The following is a 24,947-nucleotide window of genomic DNA, read 5'->3' on the forward strand; positions in this document are numbered from 1 at the left end:
CCGAACTAAAAATCTATAATCAGGAAATCAATAAAAGAAGAATTGGAATTGAGCATGTATTTGGCAGTTTGAAAACCTTCAAAATTCTTGCTGAGCGATATCGCAATCGAGGCAAAAGACTAGCATTAAGATTCAATCTAATTGCTGGAATTTATAACTTGGAGCTGAGTGAAAAATGACTTATGAAAGAAATCTAATATTTATGGTCATTTTTATATATTTTTTATCTAATTGGCAAATATGGGAAAAACATTTTACATTCATTAGTTTAATGTCATTCTTAATACTGGCAATTTGTTTTTACTTTAAATATAACGAAAAATTGAATGATGGTAATATTTTATTCAAGCAGTTGCCAATGAAAGTACAACTACCAATAAGAACTTCAACTATATTATTTTTAAACCTAAATTTGGGTTTTATCTTATTTATATTGGCAGTGCTTACGATAGTAATTACAGCTAATATATGGTTTTTTACACTTTGTATTTTTATTATTTGGAATGCAATAATTTGTCATCCTCATATTTGGTTTGTAGATTCAATTGATTTAAAACAAGATATAAAAAATAAAACAAACGAATTTGAAATTCTAAGACAGGATAAAGGTGATTTTGAATATTTTAATGATGGTTTCACATACACTATAACTGGGCCTGAAATAAGCACTAAAACTATATTATGGAAAGATATTCAAAGTATAGATGTCGTACGCCAAGATCTTGGAACCATTGATGAGATTCAGCTCTATATATTGTGTTCAAATACAATCATTTATATTGCCGAAAATACACCGGGTTATTACTATTTCATTGATCAACTGCATCAGAATTTTCCAGAAATAGATGAAATTTGGCAAATTTCAATCATTGCAGATGATTCAGGGCAACCATTCAATATTTTAAAAAAAGGTAATGGTCTCTGATATGAAAAGCTATTTAGCCATCTATGACATTGGCGCATAATTTGCTTGCTTCTACCTAATTTTTTTACTGTTTGATATAACAAATTAGGAAGTTGAAGTGACTACAGGCTACTTACGTGGACAAGACTTAATTGACCAGATCCAACAACAGGATTATTCCAGAGACCTAATTGGATATCATGGCGATGTACCTCAAGTCGTATGGCCTAATCAGGCACGTATCGCAGTGCAGTTCGTGTTGAACTATGAAGAAGGTGGAGAAAACCACATCGAACATGGGGATGCAGGATCAGAACAATTCTTATCCGATATTATTGGAGCGGCCAGTTTTCCTGCCAAACATATGTCGATGGACTCGATGTATGAATATGGCTCCAGAGCCGGTTTTTGGCGGATTCATGAAGAATTTAAAAAACGTGATTTACCCATGACGGTCTTTGGCGTTGGTATGGCTTTAGCACGCAATCCTTATATTGTCGATGCGATCAAACAAACCAATTATGATGTCGTTTCACATGGTCAACGCTGGTTACATTATCAGGATATGCCGATAGAGTTGGAACGTCAGCACATGGATCAGGCAATTAGTGTGCTTGAAGCATTATTTGGAAAGACGCCTATTGGTTGGTACACAGGGCGTGACAGTCCCAACACACGTCAGCTATTGGCTGAATTTCCGCAAATTAAATATGACTGTGATCACTATGGTGATGATTTACCTTTTTGGAGTCGTTTGACAAATGAAAATGGTCAAACCCGTCCACATTTAATTATTCCTTATACACTCGAAAGCAATGATATGAAGTTTTGTTCGCCTGGTGGTTTCAACAGTGGTGAACAATTTTATCAATATCTTAAAGATGCTTTTGATGTGCTATATGCAGAAGGTGAAAGCGCGCCAAAAATGTTATCGATTGGGATGCATTGTCGTATTTTAGGGCGACCAGGCCGTTTTAAAGCACTACAACGATTCTTAGATTATGTGCAATCACATGAAAAAGTCTGGATCTGTCGTCGTGGTGATATCGCGGAACATTGGTATACACATCATGCAGTCTAATAAAAAAATATTCGGATAAAGAGGAGCTTAGCTCCTCTTTTTTTAGGCCTGTACTTAGGTAACTGACATCATAGACCTAGGTTGGCACTGATATTGCAAAACTAAATTTGAACAATCATTCAATAATTTTAGGCGATTTTATAGTGCAACTTGTTGAATTTAATAAAGCATCCGAAGCAGATGTAAAAACTTTTTTAAAGCACTGTGTGCAAATTGAAGGCTGGGCAGAACATATTGTAGCGCAGCGTCCTTATACCTCTGTCACGCAAATCACAGAGCAAGCAGTAAAAGCTGCAAATGCTTGGACTTGGGATGAAATCAAAAATGCTTTGGATAACCATCCACGAATTGGTGAAAAAAAGGCGCAGGCTGAATTAAGTAGTTTGGAACAACAATTTTCAAATCAAGAACAGTCTGAAATTTCAGCAGATGAAGAAACTCAATTTGCATTGCTGAAAGGCAATATCGCGTATGAGAAAAAGTACGGTTATCTCTTTTTAATCAAAGCTTCAGGCCTCAGTAGTGAAGATGTACTACAGGCGCTGAAATATCGATTATTGAATGATCCTGAAACAGAAAAAAGAATTGTCCATCATCAACTGGCTGAAATTGCCTTATTAAGATTAAAACAGGAGCTTAGCGCATGATTAGCTCACATATTTTAGACACCAATCTAGGCAAACCTGCAGCGAACGTCAGCATTCAATTATTTAATGCTGAAGGTAAGTTGTTGGGTTCAGCCCAAACCAATGCTGATGGCCGCGTTAATGATTTTGCACTCAAGGAATTTACAGCAGGTGCGTATAGCCTTGAATTTGCGACTGCTGAATATTTTCAGACGTTAAATACCGAAACCTTTTTTCCAAAAGCTGTGATTCATTTTTATGTAAAAGATGCCTCGCAGCATTTTCATATTCCTTTACTCATCAGTCCATTTGCATATTCAACGTATCGTGGCAGCTAAGAGCAAAGTTAAAAAATAGGGGATATAAAAATGACAGAACAAGATAAAACAGATTCACCAGAACATGAATATTTAGGCGCAGGGAAAAGCCTTGCCTATGGTTTACAGCATGTATTAACCATGTATGGCGGTATTATCGCTCCGCCATTGATTATTGGTACAGCCGCGGGACTTGAACCTGCGCAAATCGGTTTATTGATTGCGGCGGCGCTTTTTGTCGGTGGCTTGGCGACCATACTACAAACCGTAGGTGTGAAATATATCGGTGCAAAATTACCCTTAGTACAAGGTGTTTCATTTGCAGGTGTGGCGACGATGATTGCCATAGTAACCGCAGGCGGTGGGCTTTCTGCTGTTTATGGCGCGGTGATTGTTGCATCCCTAATTGGCTTTTTCCTAGCACCTTATTTTTCAAAAATTATTCGTTTTTTCCCACCGATTGTGACAGGCTGTGTGATCACCGTGATTGGTCTTTCATTGCTTCCTGTAGCGGTACGCTGGATGATGGGGGGGAACAATAAAGCATCAGACTGGGGAAGTGCTGAGAACATCAGTTTGGCATTTTTAACTTTGGGTATTGTGATTGCGTTGAATTTAACCCGTAATGCAACCATTCGACGTTTATCTATTTTGTTAGCCATCGTCTTTGGTACAGTGCTCGCTTATGCCTTTGGCTTTGGCGATTTTTCTAAAGTTGCAAATGGTAACTGGATTCAATTTCCAAGCTTCTTTGCTTTCGGTATGCCAACTTTTGAGTTAAGTGCCATTATTGCCATGCTGATCGTGACTTTAGTCATTATGACTGAAACGACGGCAGACATTATTGCCGTTGGGGAAATTGTTGGTACTAAAGTGGATGCTGAGCGTATTACCAATGGCTTACGTGCAGATATGCTATCTAGTGCAGCAGCGCCAATTTTCGGTTCATTCATGCAAAGTGCTTTTGCACAAAATGTCGGTTTAGTAGCGATTACAGGCGTGAAAAGTCGCTTTGTTGTCGCAGCGGGTGGAATGATTTTAGTTGTATTAGGCGTTCTACCAATTATGGGGCGACTGATTGCAGCGATTCCAGTCCCTGTATTAGGTGGTGCTGGTTTAGTTTTGTTTGGAACGGTTGCGGCAAGTGGTATTCGTACCTTGGCGAAAATTGACTATAACGAGCAAAAGAACCTCATCATTGTTGCGACTGCGATTGCAGCAGGGATGATTCCAATTATCGATCATTCGTTCTACGCAAACTTCCCGAAATGGGTGCAAACACTCTTTCATTCAGGTATCAGTTCAACTTGTTTGATGGCGATTATTTTAAATATTGTATTCAATCATTTAAATTTATTTAAAAATAAAGAAGTGACTATGAGCAAAGATCAGGTTAAAAAACCAAGCATGGCGATAGATGTGCAACATTAATCATGGCAGATTTTAAGTCTTAAACCTCACGATGATTCATAAAATAAAAACTTTATAGTTTAAAAAAGCCCTCTAAATTGAGGGCTTTTTATTGCGTAATATTTAAACAAATTAATACCAAGACATGAAATAAGGTATTTACTAACAATTGTTAAGTGATTTTTAGTCTATTGAACTCTAAGTATTTAAGCTAAAAATAAACAATTAGTTTGAAATGTGAATAGGCATTGGGAACTGGAACACATCACAATTATGCCCAGCGCCAATACGATCGATGACGGCAAAGCTACTCGGTGCTTCGAGTGTTAGGAGAGGATGATGCCATGTTCCTGCACGATAATTGACTCCTTGGCTACCATCAGTGATGAAAGCACATAGCTGTGTAAGATCGGGACTGTGATCATCTAACGCAGGTGCAACAACCACTAAAAAAGCCTGTGCTTGCATTGGAATAAAAGCTTGCGAGCCGTTGGGATGACGCTCTAACATCGAAATCGTAAAAGGCAATTCAGTGGTTTTGATATTTCTAAAGAGGCTAATTCCAGCAACCGCATCACCTGAAATTTCTGTTTCCACGAGGGCATGGTATCGCTCTGTATGTGCGTCATTGATGTGGAAAAAATCATGTCCAGTCGTGCAAATGACCTCTCCAAAAGGTGCAAAGCCTTCAATACTCAGAGCTTGTATTTTTATGCTGTGTGTCATGTTTAGATATCTTATAGGGCATTTAATTAAAAAAAATTGAAACCATACACATAGGAAGCACGAAGGCTTCCTATTTTATTTACACTTTTAATTAAGGATGTATTTTTCCCCATAACCGTATGCGACTAATCCCCCCGTCAGGAATCATATTGATGCGGATATGCGATATTTTTTCATGCTTTAAAATCTCACTGACAAAGCTATGAATATGATCCATCTGCATGTCTTGTGCATCGAGTAAAAAAGGCCAGAACATACTTTGCGGAATCAGTTGTGGGTCAGTGGCATCTTCTACATAGATCGCTTGTATAGAAACCTGCGCAGGGAAGTTGCCTTTAAAATGGGCAGTATCAATATCAATTTTCTCTATTGCACCAGATTGACCCAAAGACAAAATACACCAGTCAAAACCTGGTGCACGGCGACGTTTAGTTTCCCAACCATCTCCCATATTGATGCCACGGCCAGGGTTAATTAAGTTTCGTGGATGTCCAAAATGAGCATCACTATAAGCAATAACACGTCCACCATTTTCTAGCGCAACGAGGTCTAATGTGCTCGTACCGTCTTGAATTTGAACCTGAACTTCACCATAGACTTTAAATCGTGCAATACCACCGTCTGGATATATATTTAAACGTACATGGGTAAAAACCTGATCATTTGAGACGTCCAATATATGGTGTTGGCTCGGGCCCAATACGGTATTGCCTAAGATATTAACCCATGCTGCCTGTGCTAGCTCGCCATTCGGAGCAAAGCAGGCTTCAACTGATGCGGAAGCTGGATAATTCCCTGTAAAGAATGTTGTATCAATATCTAAGGCTTGAATTCGACCAGCGACACCGAGTTGGATAATTGCCCAATCATAACCTGCATGGCGTTTACGACGCGTTTCCCAACCATCCATCCATTTGCCATGATCATCAAATTTATCTTCGACAAAGATTGGTCCATTAAATTGCAACATGCGTTTTGCTTCTGCAAAAAAATCATCTGAACATTCAAGTATTTTTGCACCAATACGGTCATCTGCTAAATTTGTAAGTGTCTGTAATTGTGCAGGAATATCAAAACTTGGTGCGAGTAAAGTCGCCATATATAAAATCCATTCACTATTTTCATTTAAAACATATGCATTTTGTTTTCAGTGTTAAAAATTTAACATTTGATAAAAACAAGCATTTACACGTGTTTAGAAGCACAGCGTGTGCCAACTTTAGAATTTTTTATTGCTTGTTTGAAAAAATGGCATGCTTTTCGCTTTTTAGGAGAAAGATATTTAAAAAAACACAGGGGAGTTATAGATGGACATTACAATTATTGGTGCAGGTATGGCGGGCCTAACGACAGGGATCGCTTTGAAAAAATTTGGACACCAAGTAACCATCTATGAACAGGCAGAACAAATTTTACCTGTTGGAGCCGCTATTTCTTTATGGTCTAACGGTGTCAAATGTTTGAACTATTTGGGGCTAACCGAACAAGTCGAAAAGCTCGGTGGCAAGATGGATCACTTAGCCTATATTGATGGCTTAACGGGCGATGTTATGACGCAGTTTAGTCTGTTTCCTTTAATCGAAGAAGTTGGACAGCGACCTTATCCCGTTTCACGTGCTGACTTACAAAATATGCTTATGGATGAATTTGGTCGTGAGAATATTCATCTAGGCAAAAAAATGGTGAGCTTCTCAGAACAAGACGATCAAGTGATCACGCGTTTTGCTGACGGAAGTGAGGTTCTGGCTGATTTATTGGTTGGCGCCGATGGTACACATTCATTGACACGGGCGTATGTATTGGGGGAACAAGTTGAGCGCCGCTATGCAGGTTACGTCAATTGGAATGGTTTAGTCGACATTTCAGAAGAATTTGCTGCGGCAGATCAATGGACGACATTTGTAGGAGAAGGTAAACGTGTTTCGCTGATGCCCGTTGCCGACAACCGATTCTATTTCTTCTTTGATGTCCCTTTAGCAGCAGGCTTAGAAAATGACCGCACACAATATAAGGCCTTATTTAAAGAATACTTTAAAGGTTGGTGTGAACCGGTTCAAAAGTTGATTGATGCCGTAGATGCCCAAAAAACCAATCGGGTAGAAATTCATGATATTGAACCTTTTGCAGATTTCTACAAAGGTCGCGTGGTGATTGTGGGTGATGCAGCACACAGCACAACGCCTGATATTGGACAAGGTGGTTGCCAAGCAATGGAAGATGCAATTTATTTAGCTCGTTCTTTGCAAATCAATACTTTGGGCTTACAAGATTCATTGCGTCGTTATCAAAATAAACGTAATGAACGTGCTAATGAATTGGTTCTGCGAGCGCGTAAACGTTGTGATGTGACGCATATGAAAGATGAAAGTGTGACGCGCGAATGGTATGCAGAACTGCGTAAAGAACAAGGCAATCATATTATGAAAGGCATCATTAGTAATATTGTAGGCAATCCATTGGATTAAAAAAATAAACTAATAAAACTTTAGCTTTCAACAGCCAGTACGGGTTATTCGCACTGGCTTTTTTTTAAATAATTATTTGCTATTACAACGCCAAAATATTGGTTTTAGGGGGTCATGGATTTTAAATTGATTTTAATTTCTTCCATTTTTTCCACCAAATGATTAATCATGATCTGAGAAATTCGAGAAGTTTGGCGCTTCGATGCGACACATAAAGCAATGGTCAAACTGTGCAAACCTTTTTCACGGATCGGTTTAAAAATAATCTTATTATTCTCAAGCAATGGCAAAGCATCCATATATGACATCAAACTGATGCCTAATTGTTGTTGAATCAATGACAGTATCATTCTAATGTCATTACATTCGATCTTTTGAATCGGACTAAACTTATGATGTTTATATAAAGTCTGTACATATTCACTAATAATGAGTGGATCACTCGGCAAAATATGCCGTTCATTTAACGTATCTGAAAGATAAATTTTATCCATTCCACCCAGGGTATGATGCGGCGACATCACAAAGCCCAACGGAATTTCTATAAAGGATAAAATCTCTAATTGGCTATGGCTTTTAGGATTTAAAATAATGCCAAAATCTAATTCTGCATCAACGATTTTTCTGGAAATATCTTCACTGCTATTCATGCTGATGTTGAGGTTGATCCACGGATAAGTTTCAGCCATCTTTTGAATACAGTCGACAACAAAGCTATCATTCAAAGCCGCAATAAAACCCATTTCAATGTTTCCTCGGTTTAAACCTTGGATTTCATCAAATCGAGTTCGTGTCAGTTGATATTCTTTTTGCCATTTTAATAAATCGGCATACAGTAATTCACCCGCGAGCGTCAGTTTTAAGCCCTGAGGTAATCGTTCAAATAGGGCAACCCCCAGTTCTTCCTCTGCCAAAACGATTTGCCGATGTACTGCTGAGACTGAAATAAAAAGTTGTTCAGCAGCTTTGCGCAGACTTCCAGTCCGTGCAACCGCCATAAAATATTCAGAAAATCTAGAAAAGGTAATCGACATACAAGCTTCAATCTCTATCGCGTGATTAGCGAATTATAATGTTATGCATTTTAAGCGATATTCATGCCAGCTTTATCAAATCGTGCAGAGATCAATGCTTATTGTTCTAAAAAACAGAACAATCTATGCAAATCATTCTAATAGACAGAAATGTGTTTAGATTTTAATTTCGACTTAGAAAATAAGGATTTAGCAAAATTTAAATAGTGCTAAATGCTAAAGAAATATTGAAAATTTCGAGATGAACTATGAATGCCATTCCAGTACTCAATTTATTTACCCAACCTCAGTGCAGTACATTTGATGCCAACGACTGGAATATTTTGGCGCAGCATTGGTATCCCGTTGCACGTGTAGAAGATGTTTCGACTGAACCGCAACAAGTGCAATTACTCGATGTAAAAATGGCGTTATATCAAACTGAAAGTGGAAAAATTCATTTAGTTCGTGATATCTGTCCACATCGAGGGGTGCCATTAACCAAAGGCTGGGTCAAGGGTGAAGACATCATTTGTCCATACCATGGTTTACATTATAACGGCGCAGGAAAGTGTGTAAAAATTCCTGCACAGCCTGAGTTGACACAAATTTCAGAGCGTTTTTCATTAACTAAATTTCCAGTCGTATTGAAATATGGATTGGTGTGGACCAGTTTATTTAACAGAGACGAATCTACGGCCAATTTTCCAGATTTAGACACGTGGGATACCGAGCAGCACCAATCTATATTGCCACCTTATGTAGATATTGGTGGTTCAAGTGGGCGCCAGCTCGAAGGCTTTATTGATGTTGCACATTTCGCATGGGTGCATCATGAGAGCTTTGCAGACCGTGAAAATCCTAAAGTACAAAAATATTCCACAGTACGTACGGACTATGGACTACATACAGAATATCTTAGTGATGTGAGTAATTATCCGCATGGTTTACAACATTTAGCGCCAGAAGATTTTTTATGGAAAAGAACGTTTGATGTCTATCCGCCATTTTCTGCAATTTTAACCATCGATTTTCCTGAAAATGGAGTGTTAAAAATATTAAATGCCTGTTGTCCTGTATCGCATAATAAAACCCGTTTATTTGTGCCTTTAACTCGAAATTTTGATACCACTGGCGATTTACAAGCGGTCTATGATTTTAATGCACAAATTTTTGCTGAAGATCAGGACATGGTGGAAAGTCAAAAACCAGAGGAATTGCCACTGGATATCAGTATGGAGGCGCATTTCGAAGCAGATCGCTCATCGACAACCTATCGTCGAATATTAGCCGAATGGGGGCTAAGCAAACGTTATACCGTTTAATTTTTATTTTCGAATAATTTCATTCTTGGTTTTCATACAAAAAAAGCGACTCAATCGAGCCGCTTTTGACTTTGTACATAAAGGATTAGTTTACACGTATCCATGTTTGGCTGCGTCCAAGCGCAGATACACCAATATAGCCACGACCATTCAAGGTCTTGCCGTCATTCGACATTTTGGCATTGAAACTATAGGTTTTACCATTTTTCGGGTCAGTAATTTTACCGCCGTCATAGGTATTTTTACCGGTATTTTTCAAACCATTCACGATTTGCACACCGAGTAGTGGTTTATTGTGGAATTTACCTACACATTTTTGGCAGTTTTCTGCTTCACCCGGGGTGAGTACATCAACGATTTTTGCAGATAAAACGCCCTTTGATGTTTCATTAAATTGAACTACAGATAAAGGTTTTTTGGTTTGGTCATCGATGGTTTTCCATTTAGTACCATGCAATGGATCAGCAGCCAAAGCTAAGCTAGACACCAGTGACAAACCGATTAGGCTAAGAGTTGTTTTTATCATTTTAGAACCTCTATTGAACATAGTAAGAGATGTGCATCCCTGATCTTCCAAAGGGTGGATACACAAGACTTGGAAAATTACAAAGCATCAGCCTTGTTGTCTTCAAGGGCTATATTCACAAAAAAATAAGTATATATTGTGGATTTTATATACTGATTTTGAATATGTAGAATCTGGATCGTGTAGAAAAATAGAATAAATGTTGAGCTTTGTTTATAACATTTGGGATTTGTATCACTTTTATAAATATCAAACGCTGTTTGAGCTGAAAAATTTAGAGCTACAATCCCAAAAAAAGCCGGAGCTAAAAGGCTCATTTAAGTTTTCAATTTTTGCTCTAATCATGTTGAATTACATTAATTTGATTTGAAGCAATAACGCTAAAGAGCTATGTATAGCATTCATATTTTACAATTAAATAAAATCATTTCATTCATAGATCAGTTCTCGTTAAGCTTGTGTTATGAATAATATGAAAATGCAGCTTGTTCACTGAACGAGATTAAGTGTGTATAGGAATAACAATGAAAAATTTTAACAACAAAGTCGCAGCCATTACTGGAGCAGGTTCAGGTATTGGGCAGCAGTTAGCCATTCAACTGGCTCAATCAGGTGCGCATCTAGCATTAAGTGATCGCAACCTCGACGGTCTTGCACAAACGGCTGAAATGATTAAGCACACCGGTGTGAAAATAATTCAGACCCAATTAGATGTGTCTGATCGTGCCGCTGTAGAGCAATGGGCGGCTGCAACCCAAGCTGAATTTGGCCAGGTCAATTTGATCTTTAATAATGCAGGTGTCGCGTTAGCCAGTACTGTAGAAGGTATGCATTATGATGAAATTGAGTGGATTATGAATATTAATTTCTGGGGCGTGGTATATGGGACAAAAGCATTTTTACCGTATTTAAAACAAAGTGGCGATGGACATATAGTTAATATTTCCAGCTTATTTGGTTTGACGGCTCAACCGACTCAAAGTGCCTATAATGCAACGAAGTTTGCGGTACGAGGTTTTACTGAATCTTTACGCCAAGAATTAGACTTGGAAAATGCTGGAGTCAGCGCAACTTGCGTGCATCCGGGTGGGATTCGAACCAATATTGCAAATAGCGCGCGTATGAGTGACAGTATTCGTGCGTTAGGGATGAACCCAGATAGGGCAACCAAAGCATTTAATAAAGTGCTAAAAACACCGCCTGAAGTCGCAGCAAAAGTCATTTTAGATGCGGTAAAGCAGAATAAACGTCGAGTTTTAATTGGTAATGATGCCAAAATTATTGATTTAATTCAGCGAATTGCACCTACACGTTATGCCCAAGCCATAGATCTACTTAGTGGTAAGAAAAAACGTAAATAATTCAAAGATAAGTAAAAAAGGGATGATGCAACATGATCCCTTTTTTATCCTATAGAGCTCTTAATTTCGAATATTGAATTTTTAAGTTTAAATGACAAGAAAATCAAAAAATTGAGTTTTCGATTAAACAAAGAAGATGTAGTGTTCCATCTTCTTTGTATTGGCAATGCGTTTGGACATTATGAACTTTTAGAATCTTGAGTCGTTGTCATCGGTGCTTGTGTGGCTACTCGTTTGGTCAAAATGACATGTGCAGCGACACCGATACAAATCCCCCAAAATACTGAGCTTAGCCCTAAAAAATGCATACCTGAGGCTGTCGCTAAAAAAGTGATTAGCGCCGCATCACGGTTGGCCTCATTTTTCATCGCAACGGACATGTTTGTTCCAATCGCACCTAATAACGCTAAACCTGCAAGTGCGGCGACTAACTCTTTAGGTAATAGGCTAAATAACATGACAATACTGCCTGCAAATAAGCCGCCTAAAATATAAAAAATACCATTGGCAATACCGGCTATATAACGTTTTTCTTTTAATTCATGTGCATCTTTGCCCATACACATGGCTGCGGTAATTGACGCTAAAACAATGGTAATGCCGCCGACACATGCGACAGCGAGCGAGGCAATACTGGTCGCAGTGATAATGGGCTTAGCTGGCGTGTCATATCCACTTAGTTTCATGATCGCCATCCCCGGAAGGAATTGACCACTCAGACTGACTAAAATTAAGGGAATCGCCAAATTTAAAGTCGAGTTCCAAGTCCAAACTGGAGCAATAAACTGCGGTATAGCGAGTTGAAAATTCACATCAACAGGATTAATTTTTCCTAATGTAAAACTCAGGATGACACCAGTCAGTAAGACCCAAATCATCGCGTAGCGTGGCGAAAGTCTTTTCGATATGAGAAAGACCAATAACATGCCAAAGACAATGATCGGCATACTATCTGTCGCAGTGAACAGCCCAAGTCCAAACTGAAATAAAATACCTGCCATCATTCCCGCAGCGACATCTTGAGGAATCCATTTTAAGAGTTTGTCAAAATAGCCAGTGATGCCAATCAAGAAAATAACAATAGCGGACGTGATATAAGCTGCTATGGCTTCATTCAGTGAAATATTCGGAAATAGGGTGACTAAAAGGGCTGTACCGGGCGCTGACCACGCGGTAATCACCGGGGTTTTATATTTAATAGAGAGATAAATACCCGCCAGCGCAGCACCAATAGAAATCCCCCAAATCCATGAAATCATCATGGCTGGGGAAACTTGAGCTTTTTGTGCGGCTTGGAAAAAAATAATCAGTGGGCCTGAATATGAAATCAGCACGGCTAAAAATCCTGCAACCGTCGCTGAGATCGACCAATCTTCTTTTAATGTTTTTAACAGGGGTGCCATCGCTTTTGCCTCCATGCGACTATGTCAATGAGCCTGTTGAATTAAACCAATGACGGTATAGCGTTTAACCTTGATCTCCACCACCAACAGGGACGACTGTTCCTGTCATATAAGATGAATCATCGGATGCCAAAAATAAGATGGCATTCACTTGTTCCTGAATTGTGCCATAGCGTCCTAAGAATGTACGGTCAATGGTTTGATCGACCACGTCTTGCATCCATTGTTTTTCATGATCTGACAATGGATTGGTATTTCTTGGTACTTTTCGTGGTGGGGCTTCTGTGCCACCTGTGGCTACGGCATTGACTCGAATACCATCTTTGGCATGTTCAAAAGCGAGAGCAGCGGTTAAGCCATTAACCCCACCTTTTGACGCTGAATATGGCACACGGTTAATACCACGGGTTGCAATAGAAGATACATTTACAATTGTCCCTTGCTGATTTTGAATCATTTCAGGTAACACGGCTCGGCAGCACCAGAGGGTTGGAAATAATGAACGATTAACTTCCTTAATGATTTCTTCTTCTGAAAATTCTTGGAAGGGCTTCATCCAAATCGCACCGCCAACGTTATTGATTAAAATATCAATTCGGCCATATTTTTCAATGGCTTGAGCAGCAACTGCTTGAGCGCCTGCAAATGTTTCAAGATTGGCTTTAACAATAATGGCATCGCCATTATGGGCTTGAATATCGTTCAGCGTCTCTTCAACAAAATCTGAGAGATCTGCCAATACCACTTGAGCGCCTTCTCGGGCCACTTGGAGTGCAACTCCACGACCGATACCTTGAGCGGCACCGGTTACGATGACAACTTTATTGCTAAATCTGGCTTGTTCTGACATTAAACTATTCTCCCTTAATTCGCTGAGAATTTTTCAAACAAAAAGTTTGCAGGTTTAACGCCTTCGGTATCTAACCAGCCACGTACCGCTTCGACCATCGGTACAGGACCACAGAGGTAAATATCTACATCGCCGTTGTTTAACCAATCTTTTTCAACATGACTGGTTACATAGCCTTTACGTTCATGCTGTGACTCAGGGTGAGCGACCACAGTACGGTATTCGAACCACGGGAGTTTGCTTTGTAATTCATCGAGCTTGTCTTTTGCCACGATGTCAAAGTCATTGGTTACGCCAAATACAAGACGAACAGGTTGTTCAGAACCTTTTTCTTCAAGCACTTGTAACATGGACATAAACGGCGCAATACCTGTACCACCTGCAAGCATGACCACAGGGCGGACAACATTACGCAGATAAAAACTACCAAAAGGTCCTTTGAAGGTCATTTTGTCGCCGGCTTTCGCATCGGCACTCAGGAAGGTACTCATTTTGCCTTCAGGGACATTACGAACCACGAAGCCTGTTAAACGATTGCCCGGCTTTGAACTAAACGAATACGAACGAGTTTCTTCAGTCCCCGGAATGCCGACATTGACGTATTGACCTGCCAAGAAGTTAATGTCAGGTTGACCTTCATCCAGTTGAATATCAAAGGTAATCGTAGAATCCGACATATTTTCAACACGAGACAATGTGCCTTGAAACTCATGAATTTCAGTTTTACACACGTCAGATGATGCACTGATTTGGAAAACAGCATCTGAACTTGGACGACATTGGCAAGCTAAAATATAACCTTGCTCAGCTTCTTCGGGGGTTAAAGCATCTTCGATATAAGATTCTTCAGGCATGTCGTAAGTACCCGACTCACAAAATGCACGGCATGTCCCGCATGCGCCATCACGGCAATCTAGAGGGATATTGATTTTTTGACGATAGGCTGCGTCGGATAGGGTTTCACCTTGAGCAACACTAATAAAACGAGTAACGCCATCTTCAAATTGAAGTGCAACATTATGGTTTGACATGGCTGAATATCCTTTTGAAAATCTGGTATAACGTGTCCTTTCAGCCAAATATCCTTCTGGCTGAAAGTAAAACCTTGCTTAGTGAAATAAGCTTTTAGAGGTGATAAATATCAATAACTTGGTTGATATAATCGTTTTTCAGAACAACATATTTGCTGAGGATTTTTGGCTGCTCACCTGAAAAATCAATTTCATAACGTGACATGCCAAAGTAGCTATAGTTGGTTTTGTAGCGGAAACTTAAGGTGTTCCAGTTAAAACGCACCGTGACTTTGTCGCCATCACGTTCAACAATCTCTACGTTATTAATGTTGTGGCTAGTTCGTGTATCCGGCATCGTGGCAGATGAACGCTCAGTTTTAATGCGGAAGACACGGTCTTCTAAACCTTGACGGTCTGGATAATAAATCAAAGAAATCTCAGACTGTGGATCTTCCGTTAGGCGGTCGTCGTCATCCCAAGCTGGCATCCAAAATGATGCAGTTGGGGCATAGCACGCTAGCCATTCATCCCACTGTTCATCATCTAAAAAACGCGCTTCACGGTAGAGGAACTGAGATACAGCTTCAATGCTTACGCTGTCTAAATGTGCAGTTGCATTCATGCGACATCTCCTTGTTCATTTGCGACTTGTTCAGCTAGTTCTTTTTCTTCAGCGATGGCATGTTTCATGGTTTTTAACCAATATTGATGCTGAGCAAGGTAAAGACCTTCATCTTCCGTTTTGATGCCACTTAATAGCGGTTTTAATCCAATTTCATTGGCTGCATCATCCGGTCCATGAATCCAGTGTTTTGAACCACGGCACATGTCGTTCCATTCCAGTTCAATCCCTGCATAACCTGCTTGGCAGGCACGGAATTCTTCTAAATCGTCAGGTGTTGCCATGCCTGAAGCATTAAAGAAGTCTTCATATTGACGAATACGACGTGTACGTGCTTCTGGCTCTTCACCGACAGGGGCGATACAGTAAATGGTGACTTCAGTTTTATTGACAGAAATCGGGCGTAAAACTCGAATTTGTGAACCGAATTGATCCATCAAATAGACGTTTGGATAAAGACATAGGTTACGTGAACGCTCGATCATCCATTTCGACATCGGTGCGCCGAATTTTTCGGTATATTCATCGGCTTTGCTAAAGTTTGGCCGGTCTTCTGGGTTAGCCCATTGTGTCCACAACAACATGTGACCACTGTCAAAACCATAAGAACCACCGCCTTGCTTGCCCCAAGAACCCGCACTCATGGCACGAATATTATCTGCCGCTTGTGCTTCTTTACGGTGCTGAGTGGTCGCTGCATAGTTCCAATGCACGGCTGATACGTGATAGCCATCTGCGCCATTTTCAGCTGTCAGTTTCCAGTTACCTTCATAGGTATAGGTAGATGAACCACGTAAAACTTCCAAACCGTTTTCCGACTGACCTTCGATCATGTCGATAATTTTGGTGGTTTCACCTAAGAATTCTTCAAGGCTTGGCACATCAGGATTTAAGCTACCAAATAAAAAGCCTTTATAACTTTCAAAGCGCGCGACTTTTTTCAAGTCATGTGAACCATTTTGGTTAAAGCAATCTGAATAACCCGCTTCGGCAGGGTCTTTAACTTTGAGTAATTTACCTGAGTTATTAAAGGTCCAACCATGGAATGGACATGTATACGTCGCTTTGTTGCCTTTTTTATAACGACATAACTGTGCGCCACGATGTGAGCAGGCATTGATCATGGCATTCAGTTCACCATTACGGTTACGTGCAATGATGATCGGCTGGCGACCGATATGAGTCGTGTAATAATCATTGTTATTTGGAATTTGGCTTTCATGTGCCAAATACACCCAGTTACCTTCAAAAATGTATTTCATTTCAAGATCAAATAACGCTTGATCGGTAAATACTGAGCGGTGCAGTTTAAATTCACCAGTGTCAAAATTATCGACAAGAAGTTCATCAATACGATCTAGATGGCTAGTGTTAATTACAGGAATACGTGGCATGTCCATTCTCCGACTGTCCAATGAGGGGATAGTCGCCGAGTTGTCAAACTTGGATGAGACAGCTCGGCTTCCTTTGAGTGAGTAATTAAGCGCTAGCGCGTCGACGATCAACTTCAGTATTTGGTGCAGCAGCTTGTTCTTTAACTAACTCAACATTAAAGCTAATGTGTTTAAACGGTTGGTTTAGACCACGACGTGCAATTTCAGCTTCGTCTGTGATATCAACGGCAGTTGCCACTAGACCATCACGTGTTGCAAAGGCAAAGTCGTCCCAAAGGTATTTATCACCTTCGATGTTGAATTGAGTAGTTAGCTTGCGGTAACCCGGTGCAGAGATAAAATAATGAACATGTGATGGACGGTTACCATGACGGCCTAATTTGTCTAAAACAAATTGAGTTGTGCCTTCTGGAGGACAGCCATAACCAACGGGCATCGTAGTTTGTGCAACATATTTACCGTCTTGGTCAGAAAGAATCGTACGGCGAAGGTTGAAGTCAGATTGAGACTTATCAAAGAAAGAATAGTTACCTAGGCTGTTGGCATGCCAAATTTCAACTTTAGCGCCTTCAATGATGTTGCCTTCGGTATCTGTTACTGTACCTTCAATAAACAGAGTTGGAATTTTATCGGTTTCCGTACCATCATCCATACGAGCAAAGCCCACTGATTCAGGTGCGCCAGCCACATATAAAGGGCCTTCAATGGTACGTGGTGTACCACCTGTAATACCTGCTTTCGCATCAGCTTCATCGGCACGTAAATCTAGATAGTGCTCTAAACCTAAACCAGCGGCTAAAAGACCTAATTCGTTCGCTTGACCCGCATCTGTAAAATACTCTAGACCTTTCCATAGTTCAGTTTGAGTAATATCTAGATCTTCAATCGCTTGGAATAAATCACCCAATAAACGGACCACAACTTGTTGTACACGTTGGTCAACAGGCCCTGTTGCTGTATCTACGTTCATTTGTTTAACCAGAACATCAATCTCTTGACGGTTCATACTATATCTCCTTAAGTATGCATTTAAGTATGGGTGGCTATCACTCGATAAAAGAGGTCTTTGGCTGCCACGTTCCTTGTTTGGTTGTCTAACAATACTTTTTAAGTTGTTTCGTGTAGCAGCTGAAGTTTCTTTCAGGTATGGGCTGCACGATGTTTTTGATCTGTTGGATGGGATTAAATTTGCTTAATCCTGTCTATGTGATATACCTTAAAAGAATAAAATCTTCACGTCGAAGATCAAATTTGCATTTTATTATACTTAATAGGTATCGATAACCATGGAACTAAGACACTTAAGATACTTTGTCGCAGTGGTTGAAGAGCAGAGTTTTACCAAAGCGGCAGAAAAACTATATATAGCTCAACCACCTTTGAGTCGGCAGATTCAAAATTTGGAACATGAGCTTGGAATTCAGTTATTTGAACGCGGTAGCCGACCGCTTAAGACCACAGAAGCAGGCCAATTTTTTTATCATCATGCTTTAAAACTTTTGTCTAATGCAGAAGAAATTAAATCGATGACGAAACGAATCGGTTTGACCGAAAGAACAGTGACAATCGGTTTTGTGAGCTCTTTATTGTTTGGTTTACTCTCGAATATTTTGTATTTATTCAAACAACAACATCCACATTTAAAAATAGAAATGGAGGAAATGGCCACCACTGAACAAATCAAAGCATTAAAAGAAGGCCGTATAGATGTCGGCTTTGGGCGTTTACGTATTTCAGACCCTGCAATTAAACGGGTTTTACTGCGTGAAGAACGCTTAGTAGTTGCCTTACACGCTAGTCATCCTTTGGCACAAAAAAAGGAAGGAGTCTATCTTGCAGATCTGATCGATCAACAATTGATTTTTTACCCAAATCACAACAAACCAAACTTTTCGACCCAAGTGCGTGGCATATTTTCAGAGTATGGTTTGGAACCTAAAAAAGTACGCGAAGTACGTGAATTACAACTGGCTCTAGGCTTTGTTGCAGCGAACGAAGGGGTTTGTATCACTCCAATGAGTGCCCAAAGTGTGCAATTAACACATTTAACCTTTGTTCCTATCTTAGATGAAGCCGCGATTAGCCCAGTATTTATGGCTGTACGTAATATGGATGAAAGCGAAGATATTCGTGGTTTATTTGATAGTGTTTATCAAGTATATGATTTAGAAGCGATTCCTTATGATCGTGCTGTGTTTTGAGTATGCTGTCGCTAGACGTTCAGATGAACTGCACATATGAAATGATCTATTTAAATAAAGCGGAATCAAGGGATTAATTTGTATTCAACTTTTTAGGTATACAAACATGCCTAATCGGTTTTGGACATTAAGCACCGACTTATTCATTGTGAAAAGCGAATTTTACAAGCTTCACAATTAGGAGGTGGGCTATGCAAAACCAGAAAATTAATATTAATACCTTGGTTGATGAAGCCAAATTTACGCCATTTCATTGGGGTGTTTTAATTTGGTGTCTTTTGATTATTATTTTTGACGGTTATGACTTGGTGATCTATGGTGTTGCCTTACCGTTGTTGATGCAAGAATGGTCATTATCTGCGGTACAAGCCGGCTTACTGGCAAGTACGGCTTTATTTGGCATGATGTTCGGTGCCATGTGTTTTGGCACACTGTCCGATAAAATTGGTCGTAAAAAAACCATTATGATCTGCGTCGGTATTTTTAGTGGTTTTACCTTCTGCGGTGCTTTTGCAAGTACTCCAGTTGAGTTTGGTATTTTACGCTTTCTTGCCGGTCTAGGCATCGGTGGTGTTATGCCGAACGTTGTGGCATTAATGACAGAATACGCGCCAAAACGTATACGCAGCACCTTGGTTGCACTAATGTTTAGTGGTTATGCCATTGGTGGTATGGCTTCAGCGTTATTGGGTGCTTGGTTAGTGCCTGTATATGGCTGGAAAATCATGTTTTATATTGCGATTATTCCATGTCTTGCACTGCCTTTAATCTGGAAATTCCTCCCTGAATCATTGATGTATTTAACTTCAAAGCATCAAACAGATACGACTCGAACGATTGTCTCAAAAATTGCCCCTGAACAAGTCCTCACAACAGATACTCAATTTGTACTCAATGAGGTTTCTGAAGAAGACAAAGCTCCGTTAAAAGCATTATTTCAACAAGGCCGTAGTTTCAGTACGTTTATGTTCTGGATTGCATTTTTCATGTGCTTATTGATGGTTTATGCACTTGGAAGTTGGTTACCAAAATTGATGATTCAAGCTGGCTATTCGCTAGGTGCAAGTATGATTTTCCTCTTTGCACTGAATATTGGTGGAATGGTAGGTGCTATTGGTGGTGGTGCTTTGGCAGACCGATTCCATATCAAGAAAGTACTAAGCATCATGTTCATGTGTGGCGCATTGGCTTTAATCTTACTGGGCTTTAACAGTCCGCAAATGGTTCTGTATACCTTAATTGCTGTAGCAGGCGCAGCTACCATCGGTTCGCAAATCCTACTTTATACCTTTGTCGCACAATACTACCCAACCACGGTACGTTCTACAGGTATGGGCTGGGCATCGGGTATTGGACGAATTGGTGCAATCGTTGGACCTGTGCTTACAGGGGCACTGTTAACCATGAATTTGCCGCATCAAATGAACTTCTTGGTGATAGCCATTCCCGGTGTTATTGCTGCATTGGCGATCTTTATGGTGAATTTGCAAGCGTCTGTAGAGGCATCTACTCAAGGTCAATCGCCAAAACTCAATACGCAAGCTATCAAAAATCCAGCGAATTAAGCCGATATTTAAAGATTTAACATTACCCCAAAATTTTAAGTTTCCAGGCCCTGATGCACAGCATGAGGGCTAGTGGGAAATTGTGACAAAAAATAAGGAAAGGGCATTGCCCAAATCGAGGTCAGGATGAAAACTCAAAAGCTAAATTTAGTCAAAAAAACCTTTAAAATTAAACCGATGATACTGGCTTGTGCAGCCGTGTTCCCCATGTGGACACATGCGGCAGTCAGCGAAGCTGAAGTTGAGCAGTTGCGTGAAGAAGTCAAAGCGTTAAAAGCCATGATGCAGCAATATGTTCAACAGCAAAACACTTTGTCGAGTGAAATCAAAGACGTAAAACAAGGGTCTGTAGTTGCTGCGCAGAATCAAAAACCGACTCAAACACCGAGCCTGAGTTTAAATACCAAATCGGGCGCTGAGTTTAGCTTGTATGGCAATGTGCGAGCAGATGCATCTTATCAGGCAGAAGGCGGCAGCTTATCTCGCCTGTATAACCAAATGAATAGTGTTCCGATAGAAGGGAATGCTGAAAGTTCAGATCGTTTAAAAGCAACACTTGCTGCCACACGTTTAGGCCTAGACTTTAAAACGCCGACTCAAGTGGGAGATGTAGGCGGTAAAATTGAAGTCGACTTTTTGGGTGCAAATGATGGACTACGTATTCGTCATGCCTATTTAACCTATGGCAATTGGTTGGTGGGGCAAACATGGTCTAACTTTGCTGTACCTGATTATATGCCTGAAACCATTGATGCATTGGGCTATGTCGGTGGTGCTGTTAAACGTACACCGCAAGTTCGCTATAGTCACAAATTTAGTCCTGAGACAAATCTCGTGCTCGCAGCTGAAGATTCTAAAGATGACAGCTCAAATATGCGTTTGCCTGCATTAACTGCGCGTTTAAATTATAAAATGATAGATACGCTGACGTTGAGCGCACGTGCGATGGGTGCTGAAAAGAAAACGGATACGGATACAGAAACCGCATGGGGGCTTGGTCTGGGCGCAAAACTAGATTTGACGGATAAAACAGTGCTCAAAGCGGATTATTACCATGTCAAAGGCGACAGTAGTTTTGTGTCATGGACCAACCAAGGTTTTGTCACTAATGCGGATAAAGACATCATCGCCACCAATGAATTTGACTCGATTACAGTAGGTTTAACTCAACAAATTTCAGCACAATGGCGCGGAACATTGGGCTATGGTTATATGAAAGCAGATAACAATGCAGATTATGTCAACTCATTAGTCGATAAAACCAAGGCCAATAAAAACTTGTGGCAAGCATGGGCAAATGTATTTTACAGCCCTGTTAAGCCGATTAGTTTAGGTCTGGAGTATGTCTATGGTGAACGTGAAGCTTTTGGCGCCGCACCAAATGGCAGTACTAAGGGTGAAGATAACCGAATCAATGCGGTCGTGATGTACAACTTCTAATGCCGTTACAGAGAATTGTTTAATTTAAATTGCCTTAGAAATTTCAATATCAATTTAACGAGAGCGGGATTGGAAGTATGTTCAGGTTTTGACATTTAATTTTCCGAAAAACTTTCAATGCGTGCTCTAAATTCATACTAGCCCTTGATCTTCTCCGATTGAGGGCTTTTAATCTTATATAGAAACTTTTATTTTTTGACTAAAAAATATAATTATCTGTTTTATTTCATTTAACAAATCATTTGAATATAAAAATACGGAGAAGGATATTGATAAAAATCATGAATTTTGAAATATTTTGATACATACATGACGATAAAACACACTACAATCCTTGCCGTCAATTTCGTTTCACTTAGAAGACGCAATCATGGATGTCCCTCAATTTTCCAAATATAACAACACGTCACTTAAGCTTTTAAGCCTGATGATGCTTACTGCAATGGCACAATATAGTGTTGCAGATAGCAATGTATTACCTGAAATCACCATCAACGTTGAACAAAGTTCAATGGATGAACAAATAAAAAAAGCACTGACCAAAGTAAATGGTGCAACCAATGCGATCGTTGCAGCAGACATTCAAGATGTACCCAAGCGAACAAATGCTGATTTATTTAAAAATCAACCGGGGATATACGCGGCATCTTCAGGAAATGAAGGGGTGAAACTGTCGATACGTGGCTCGGGGATCAATCGCGCACCGGGGGCGCATGCTTCAGGGTTGTATGTAACCTTAGATGATTTGCCATTTACAGGGCCAGGAGGAACACCTTATGAACTGTTTGAGCCGCTGTGGGTAGACCATATAGAGGTTTTACGGGGGGGCTAATGGTTTAACACGTGGTGCATTAAGCTTGGGTGGTCTAATTAACTATGCTAGCCCAACTGGAAAAAATGCAGCTAAATTGTCAGTGCACCATGAAATGGGTAGCCACGGTTATCAAAAAAGTGAAATCAATTCAGGACAACAAATTGGAGACTTAGACTATTATCTTTCCTTAACGCAAAGTGATGATGACGGTTTTCAAGATCATGCTTCAAGCCAGAGTAAAGGTATATCGGCCAATGTGGGATATCAAATAAATCCAAACCTAGATACACGTTTTTATCTGCGTTACCGAGAGACTGAACACCAAACGCCGGGACGTCTAACCCAACAACAGATTGAACAAAATCCAAAACAAGCAATCCCCCTAAATATCTCACTAAATAACAATCGCCCGCAGCCGGGAAGTCTTTGGTTGGCGAATAAAACCAATATGACTTTGGACTCCGGTGATCGCTTACAGTTGGGTCTGGCCTATCATCATTATCCGATGGATTTGCAAGAAGGTTTGTATAGTACCGATGTTGACTATGATGATATCAGTACCTTATTTAACTACCAATTTGACCGAACGCTATGGGGGCATGAAAGCCAAAATACTTTAGGTTTTCGTAGTACCACGCATTTGCCAGATGGTCAGGTCGTTGAACGCTTGCGTGTAGCGCAAGGCGCCTATGCTGCGGATACAGAAACGCGGCATTATACCTACCAAGGTGGTGACTATGTTTTACATTATGCCAATGCCTTGGCACTACACCCACAGTTTTGGCTCGATAGTCGTGTCGCCTTGGCGTACACCCATCGTGAAAGTGAAGTGACATGGCCTGTGCAAAGTCATAAAGAAAATATTCGTGAATGGAATGTCCTGCCATCGCTAGGTTTTCGATATCAAATCCAACCTGAAACACAGCTCTTTGCCAATGTCAGTCGAAGCTTAGAAGCACCACATCCTTGGGCTTTAATTTGGGGTTCGGATCAAAAGTTCCCCGACGAAAGTGGCGCAGCGACGGGACGCCAAAATGCTCCGATTCATTTGAATAGTCAGACAGCGAATACTCTTGAACTAGGTGGGCGTGGTCAACATGCACTGGGTGAGTGGAATATTGCATATTACTATTCACAGGTTAAAAATGAACTATTGGCCGTTGAAATCCAATCAGAGCCTAAAAAGATTATTGCTGAATCAAATGCTTCAGACACCATCCATCAAGGGATTGAAGTCGGTTTAAACAGTTCACTTTGGCAAAATGATACATATGGACAAGTTCAACTAAAACAAGCCTATACCTTGAATGATTTTCACTATAAAAATGATGCGGTATTTGGAAAAAATGAGCTTGCAGGAATACCTAAACATATCTATCAGGCTGAACTTAAATACGAACATCCTTTAGGCTTTTATGCTGCGGTCAATACACTTTATGCCGCAAAGGTCGCAACTGACTATGCCAATAGTGTCTATACAAAAGATTGGCAAATTTGGGGAGCATCGTTCGGTTATATACAACCGCAAAAACAGTATATGGCGTGGTTGGATTTCAGAAATATAGCTAATAAAAAATATGCATCTACCGTCACACCGGGTTATAACGATGCCGGCAAAGATCCTGCTCGTTTAACACCGGGTGAAGGTCGGGCGGTATATGCAGGACTGACGTATCATTTTAATTAAGCATCTTGTATTCAAATACAGTGATCCCTTAAAAAGCCTTATTCTGCGGATTTAAAAATAAAAAAGGGAGCCAATCAGCCACTGCTGTCCCATAGTTTGACTTAAATAAAAAACCTGAGTCCAAAATAGTTAAAATGTAAGTGCTAACAAAGACTTCAACTATAAAGGATTCAGGTTTTGTCACATCAGAATACCGTATTTCAT

Annotated in this window: 24 protein-coding genes; 14 read left to right on the forward strand and 10 right to left on the reverse strand. The window is 40.1% G+C overall.

Annotated elements, in window-relative coordinates; genetic code table 11:
- The 6 genes from FTV37_RS14900 to FTV37_RS14925 all read left to right on the forward strand — a co-directional run.
- A partial coding sequence (locus FTV37_RS14900; RefSeq protein ID WP_180003507.1) for a transposase occupies window positions 1-179 on the forward strand: 179 nt, incomplete at its 5' end.
- Window positions 180-358: 179 nt separating this feature from the next.
- Window positions 359-925: a hypothetical protein gene (locus FTV37_RS14905; protein ID WP_180022852.1), complete on the forward strand. Its 567-nt coding sequence runs from the start codon at window positions 359-361 to the stop codon at window positions 923-925.
- 97 nt (window positions 926-1,022) lie between these two features.
- Entirely contained in the window at window positions 1,023-1,985 is a 963-nt protein-coding gene (puuE, locus tag FTV37_RS14910; protein ID WP_180050816.1) for an allantoinase PuuE, read from the forward strand.
- A gap of 143 nt (window positions 1,986-2,128) precedes the next feature.
- On the forward strand, window positions 2,129-2,632 hold the full coding sequence (gene uraD / locus FTV37_RS14915) for a 2-oxo-4-hydroxy-4-carboxy-5-ureidoimidazoline decarboxylase (protein ID WP_180064187.1): 504 nt from the start codon (window positions 2,129-2,131) through the stop codon (window positions 2,630-2,632).
- Window positions 2,629-2,949, forward strand: coding sequence for a hydroxyisourate hydrolase (gene uraH / locus FTV37_RS14920; protein WP_180008130.1), 321 nt, complete (start codon window positions 2,629-2,631; stop codon window positions 2,947-2,949). Before uraD ends, uraH begins: the two co-directional genes overlap by 4 nt.
- A 30-nt stretch (window positions 2,950-2,979) precedes the next feature.
- Window positions 2,980-4,359 (forward strand): nucleobase:cation symporter-2 family protein, encoded by a 1,380-nt coding sequence (locus tag FTV37_RS14925; protein WP_180064188.1) that lies wholly within the window; start codon window positions 2,980-2,982, stop codon window positions 4,357-4,359.
- Between the two features lie 204 nt (window positions 4,360-4,563).
- Here FTV37_RS14925 and FTV37_RS14930 read toward each other — a convergent pair whose 3' ends face one another.
- Entirely contained in the window at window positions 4,564-5,064 is a 501-nt protein-coding gene (locus tag FTV37_RS14930; protein WP_180064189.1) for an ureidoglycolate lyase, read from the reverse strand.
- Between the two features lie 91 nt (window positions 5,065-5,155).
- Window positions 5,156-6,163 (reverse strand): allantoicase, encoded by a 1,008-nt coding sequence (gene alc, locus FTV37_RS14935; protein ID WP_180064190.1) that lies wholly within the window; start codon window positions 6,161-6,163, stop codon window positions 5,156-5,158.
- A gap of 208 nt (window positions 6,164-6,371) precedes the next feature.
- Here alc and hpxO point away from each other — a divergent pair, with 208 nt between their 5' ends.
- On the forward strand, window positions 6,372-7,529 hold the full coding sequence (gene hpxO / locus FTV37_RS14940; RefSeq protein WP_180050824.1) for an FAD-dependent urate hydroxylase HpxO: 1,158 nt from the start codon (window positions 6,372-6,374) through the stop codon (window positions 7,527-7,529).
- 104 nt (window positions 7,530-7,633) lie between these two features.
- On the opposite strand, the gene FTV37_RS14945 is transcribed toward hpxO, so the two are convergent.
- A complete protein-coding gene (locus FTV37_RS14945) occupies window positions 7,634-8,563 on the reverse strand; it encodes a LysR family transcriptional regulator (RefSeq protein WP_180059846.1) in 930 nt (309 codons plus the stop codon).
- A 248-nt stretch (window positions 8,564-8,811) separates the two neighbouring features.
- On the opposite strand from FTV37_RS14945, the gene FTV37_RS14950 reads away from it, so the two are divergent.
- Window positions 8,812-9,867 carry an aromatic ring-hydroxylating dioxygenase subunit alpha gene (locus tag FTV37_RS14950; protein WP_078193340.1) on the forward strand — a complete coding sequence of 352 codons (1,056 nt, stop codon included), beginning with the start codon at window positions 8,812-8,814 and terminating at the stop codon, window positions 9,865-9,867.
- 85 nt (window positions 9,868-9,952) lie between these two features.
- On the opposite strand, the gene FTV37_RS14955 is transcribed toward FTV37_RS14950, so the two are convergent.
- Window positions 9,953-10,393, reverse strand: coding sequence for a DUF2147 domain-containing protein (locus FTV37_RS14955; RefSeq protein WP_168379617.1), 441 nt, complete (start codon window positions 10,391-10,393; stop codon window positions 9,953-9,955).
- A gap of 524 nt (window positions 10,394-10,917) precedes the next feature.
- Between FTV37_RS14955 and FTV37_RS14960 the strand changes: the two genes are divergently transcribed.
- Window positions 10,918-11,754 carry an SDR family oxidoreductase gene (locus FTV37_RS14960; RefSeq protein ID WP_180035226.1) on the forward strand — a complete coding sequence of 279 codons (837 nt, stop codon included), beginning with the start codon at window positions 10,918-10,920 and terminating at the stop codon, window positions 11,752-11,754.
- A 179-nt stretch (window positions 11,755-11,933) separates the two neighbouring features.
- Here FTV37_RS14960 and benE read toward each other — a convergent pair whose 3' ends face one another.
- From benE to catA, 6 genes are all read right to left on the reverse strand, one after another.
- Window positions 11,934-13,157, reverse strand: coding sequence for a benzoate/H(+) symporter BenE (gene benE / locus FTV37_RS14965; RefSeq protein WP_180027183.1), 1,224 nt, complete (start codon window positions 13,155-13,157; stop codon window positions 11,934-11,936).
- Window positions 13,158-13,221: 64 nt separating this feature from the next.
- Window positions 13,222-14,007, reverse strand: coding sequence for a benzoate diol dehydrogenase BenD (gene benD, locus FTV37_RS14970; protein WP_180064191.1), 786 nt, complete (start codon window positions 14,005-14,007; stop codon window positions 13,222-13,224).
- A gap of 14 nt (window positions 14,008-14,021) precedes the next feature.
- Entirely contained in the window at window positions 14,022-15,038 is a 1,017-nt protein-coding gene (gene benC, locus FTV37_RS14975; RefSeq protein WP_078190731.1) for a benzoate 1,2-dioxygenase electron transfer component BenC, read from the reverse strand.
- 94 nt (window positions 15,039-15,132) lie between these two features.
- Complete coding sequence (benB, locus tag FTV37_RS14980) at window positions 15,133-15,642, reverse strand: benzoate 1,2-dioxygenase small subunit (protein ID WP_168379612.1); 510 nt, start codon at window positions 15,640-15,642, stop codon at window positions 15,133-15,135.
- Entirely contained in the window at window positions 15,639-17,036 is a 1,398-nt protein-coding gene (benA, locus tag FTV37_RS14985) for a benzoate 1,2-dioxygenase large subunit (protein WP_180027181.1), read from the reverse strand. Before benA ends, benB begins: the two co-directional genes overlap by 4 nt.
- Before the next feature lie 85 nt (window positions 17,037-17,121).
- Window positions 17,122-18,042: a catechol 1,2-dioxygenase gene (catA, locus tag FTV37_RS14990; protein WP_078193335.1), complete on the reverse strand. Its 921-nt coding sequence runs from the start codon at window positions 18,040-18,042 to the stop codon at window positions 17,122-17,124.
- 280 nt (window positions 18,043-18,322) lie between these two features.
- On the opposite strand from catA, the gene FTV37_RS14995 reads away from it, so the two are divergent.
- The 5 genes from FTV37_RS14995 (at window position 18,323) to FTV37_RS15010 (ending at window position 24,743) form a co-directional block, all read left to right on the forward strand.
- On the forward strand, window positions 18,323-19,237 hold the full coding sequence (locus tag FTV37_RS14995; protein ID WP_180022865.1) for a LysR family transcriptional regulator: 915 nt from the start codon (window positions 18,323-18,325) through the stop codon (window positions 19,235-19,237).
- A gap of 191 nt (window positions 19,238-19,428) precedes the next feature.
- Window positions 19,429-20,802 carry an MFS transporter gene (locus tag FTV37_RS15000; protein WP_180004495.1) on the forward strand — a complete coding sequence of 458 codons (1,374 nt, stop codon included), beginning with the start codon at window positions 19,429-19,431 and terminating at the stop codon, window positions 20,800-20,802.
- A 177-nt stretch (window positions 20,803-20,979) separates the two neighbouring features.
- On the forward strand, window positions 20,980-22,242 hold the full coding sequence (locus FTV37_RS15005; RefSeq protein WP_257224358.1) for a DcaP family trimeric outer membrane transporter: 1,263 nt from the start codon (window positions 20,980-20,982) through the stop codon (window positions 22,240-22,242).
- A gap of 370 nt (window positions 22,243-22,612) precedes the next feature.
- Entirely contained in the window at window positions 22,613-23,074 is a 462-nt protein-coding gene (locus FTV37_RS17945) for a Plug domain-containing protein (protein WP_257224356.1), read from the forward strand.
- 25 nt (window positions 23,075-23,099) lie between these two features.
- Window positions 23,100-24,743 carry a TonB-dependent receptor gene (locus FTV37_RS15010; RefSeq protein WP_257224357.1) on the forward strand — a complete coding sequence of 548 codons (1,644 nt, stop codon included), beginning with the start codon at window positions 23,100-23,102 and terminating at the stop codon, window positions 24,741-24,743.
- The last annotated feature ends 204 nt before the right edge of the window (window positions 24,744-24,947 follow it).

The sequence above is a fragment of the Acinetobacter sp. YH16042 genome, assembly GCF_013417245.1.
Classification (GTDB): Bacteria; Pseudomonadota; Gammaproteobacteria; order Pseudomonadales; family Moraxellaceae; genus Acinetobacter; species Acinetobacter amyesii.

Bases quoted from the DNA above. Each gene is read 5' to 3' on its own strand.
- FTV37_RS14905 (WP_180022852.1), top strand. From the start codon at position 359: ATGAAAGTACAACTACCAATAAGAACTTCAACTATATTATTTTTAAAC.
- uraH (WP_180008130.1), top strand. From the start codon at position 2,629: ATGATTAGCTCACATATTTTAGACACCAATCTAGGCAAACCTGCAGCG.
- FTV37_RS14925 (WP_180064188.1), top strand. From the start codon at position 2,980: ATGACAGAACAAGATAAAACAGATTCACCAGAACATGAATATTTAGGC.
- FTV37_RS14930 (WP_180064189.1), bottom strand. From the start codon at position 5,064: ATGACACACAGCATAAAAATACAAGCTCTGAGTATTGAAGGCTTTGCA.
- alc (WP_180064190.1), bottom strand. From the start codon at position 6,163: ATGGCGACTTTACTCGCACCAAGTTTTGATATTCCTGCACAATTACAG.
- hpxO (WP_180050824.1), top strand. From the start codon at position 6,372: ATGGACATTACAATTATTGGTGCAGGTATGGCGGGCCTAACGACAGGG.
- FTV37_RS14945 (WP_180059846.1), bottom strand. From the start codon at position 8,563: ATGTCGATTACCTTTTCTAGATTTTCTGAATATTTTATGGCGGTTGCA.
- FTV37_RS14950 (WP_078193340.1), top strand. From the start codon at position 8,812: ATGAATGCCATTCCAGTACTCAATTTATTTACCCAACCTCAGTGCAGT.
- FTV37_RS14955 (WP_168379617.1), bottom strand. From the start codon at position 10,393: ATGATAAAAACAACTCTTAGCCTAATCGGTTTGTCACTGGTGTCTAGC.
- FTV37_RS14960 (WP_180035226.1), top strand. From the start codon at position 10,918: ATGAAAAATTTTAACAACAAAGTCGCAGCCATTACTGGAGCAGGTTCA.
- benE (WP_180027183.1), bottom strand. From the start codon at position 13,157: ATGGCACCCCTGTTAAAAACATTAAAAGAAGATTGGTCGATCTCAGCG.
- benD (WP_180064191.1), bottom strand. From the start codon at position 14,007: ATGTCAGAACAAGCCAGATTTAGCAATAAAGTTGTCATCGTAACCGGT.
- benC (WP_078190731.1), bottom strand. From the start codon at position 15,038: ATGTCAAACCATAATGTTGCACTTCAATTTGAAGATGGCGTTACTCGT.
- benB (WP_168379612.1), bottom strand. From the start codon at position 15,642: ATGAATGCAACTGCACATTTAGACAGCGTAAGCATTGAAGCTGTATCT.
- benA (WP_180027181.1), bottom strand. From the start codon at position 17,036: ATGCCACGTATTCCTGTAATTAACACTAGCCATCTAGATCGTATTGAT.
- catA (WP_078193335.1), bottom strand. From the start codon at position 18,042: ATGAACCGTCAAGAGATTGATGTTCTGGTTAAACAAATGAACGTAGAT.
- FTV37_RS14995 (WP_180022865.1), top strand. From the start codon at position 18,323: ATGGAACTAAGACACTTAAGATACTTTGTCGCAGTGGTTGAAGAGCAG.
- FTV37_RS15000 (WP_180004495.1), top strand. From the start codon at position 19,429: ATGCAAAACCAGAAAATTAATATTAATACCTTGGTTGATGAAGCCAAA.
- FTV37_RS15005 (WP_257224358.1), top strand. From the start codon at position 20,980: ATGATACTGGCTTGTGCAGCCGTGTTCCCCATGTGGACACATGCGGCA.
- FTV37_RS17945 (WP_257224356.1), top strand. From the start codon at position 22,613: ATGGATGTCCCTCAATTTTCCAAATATAACAACACGTCACTTAAGCTT.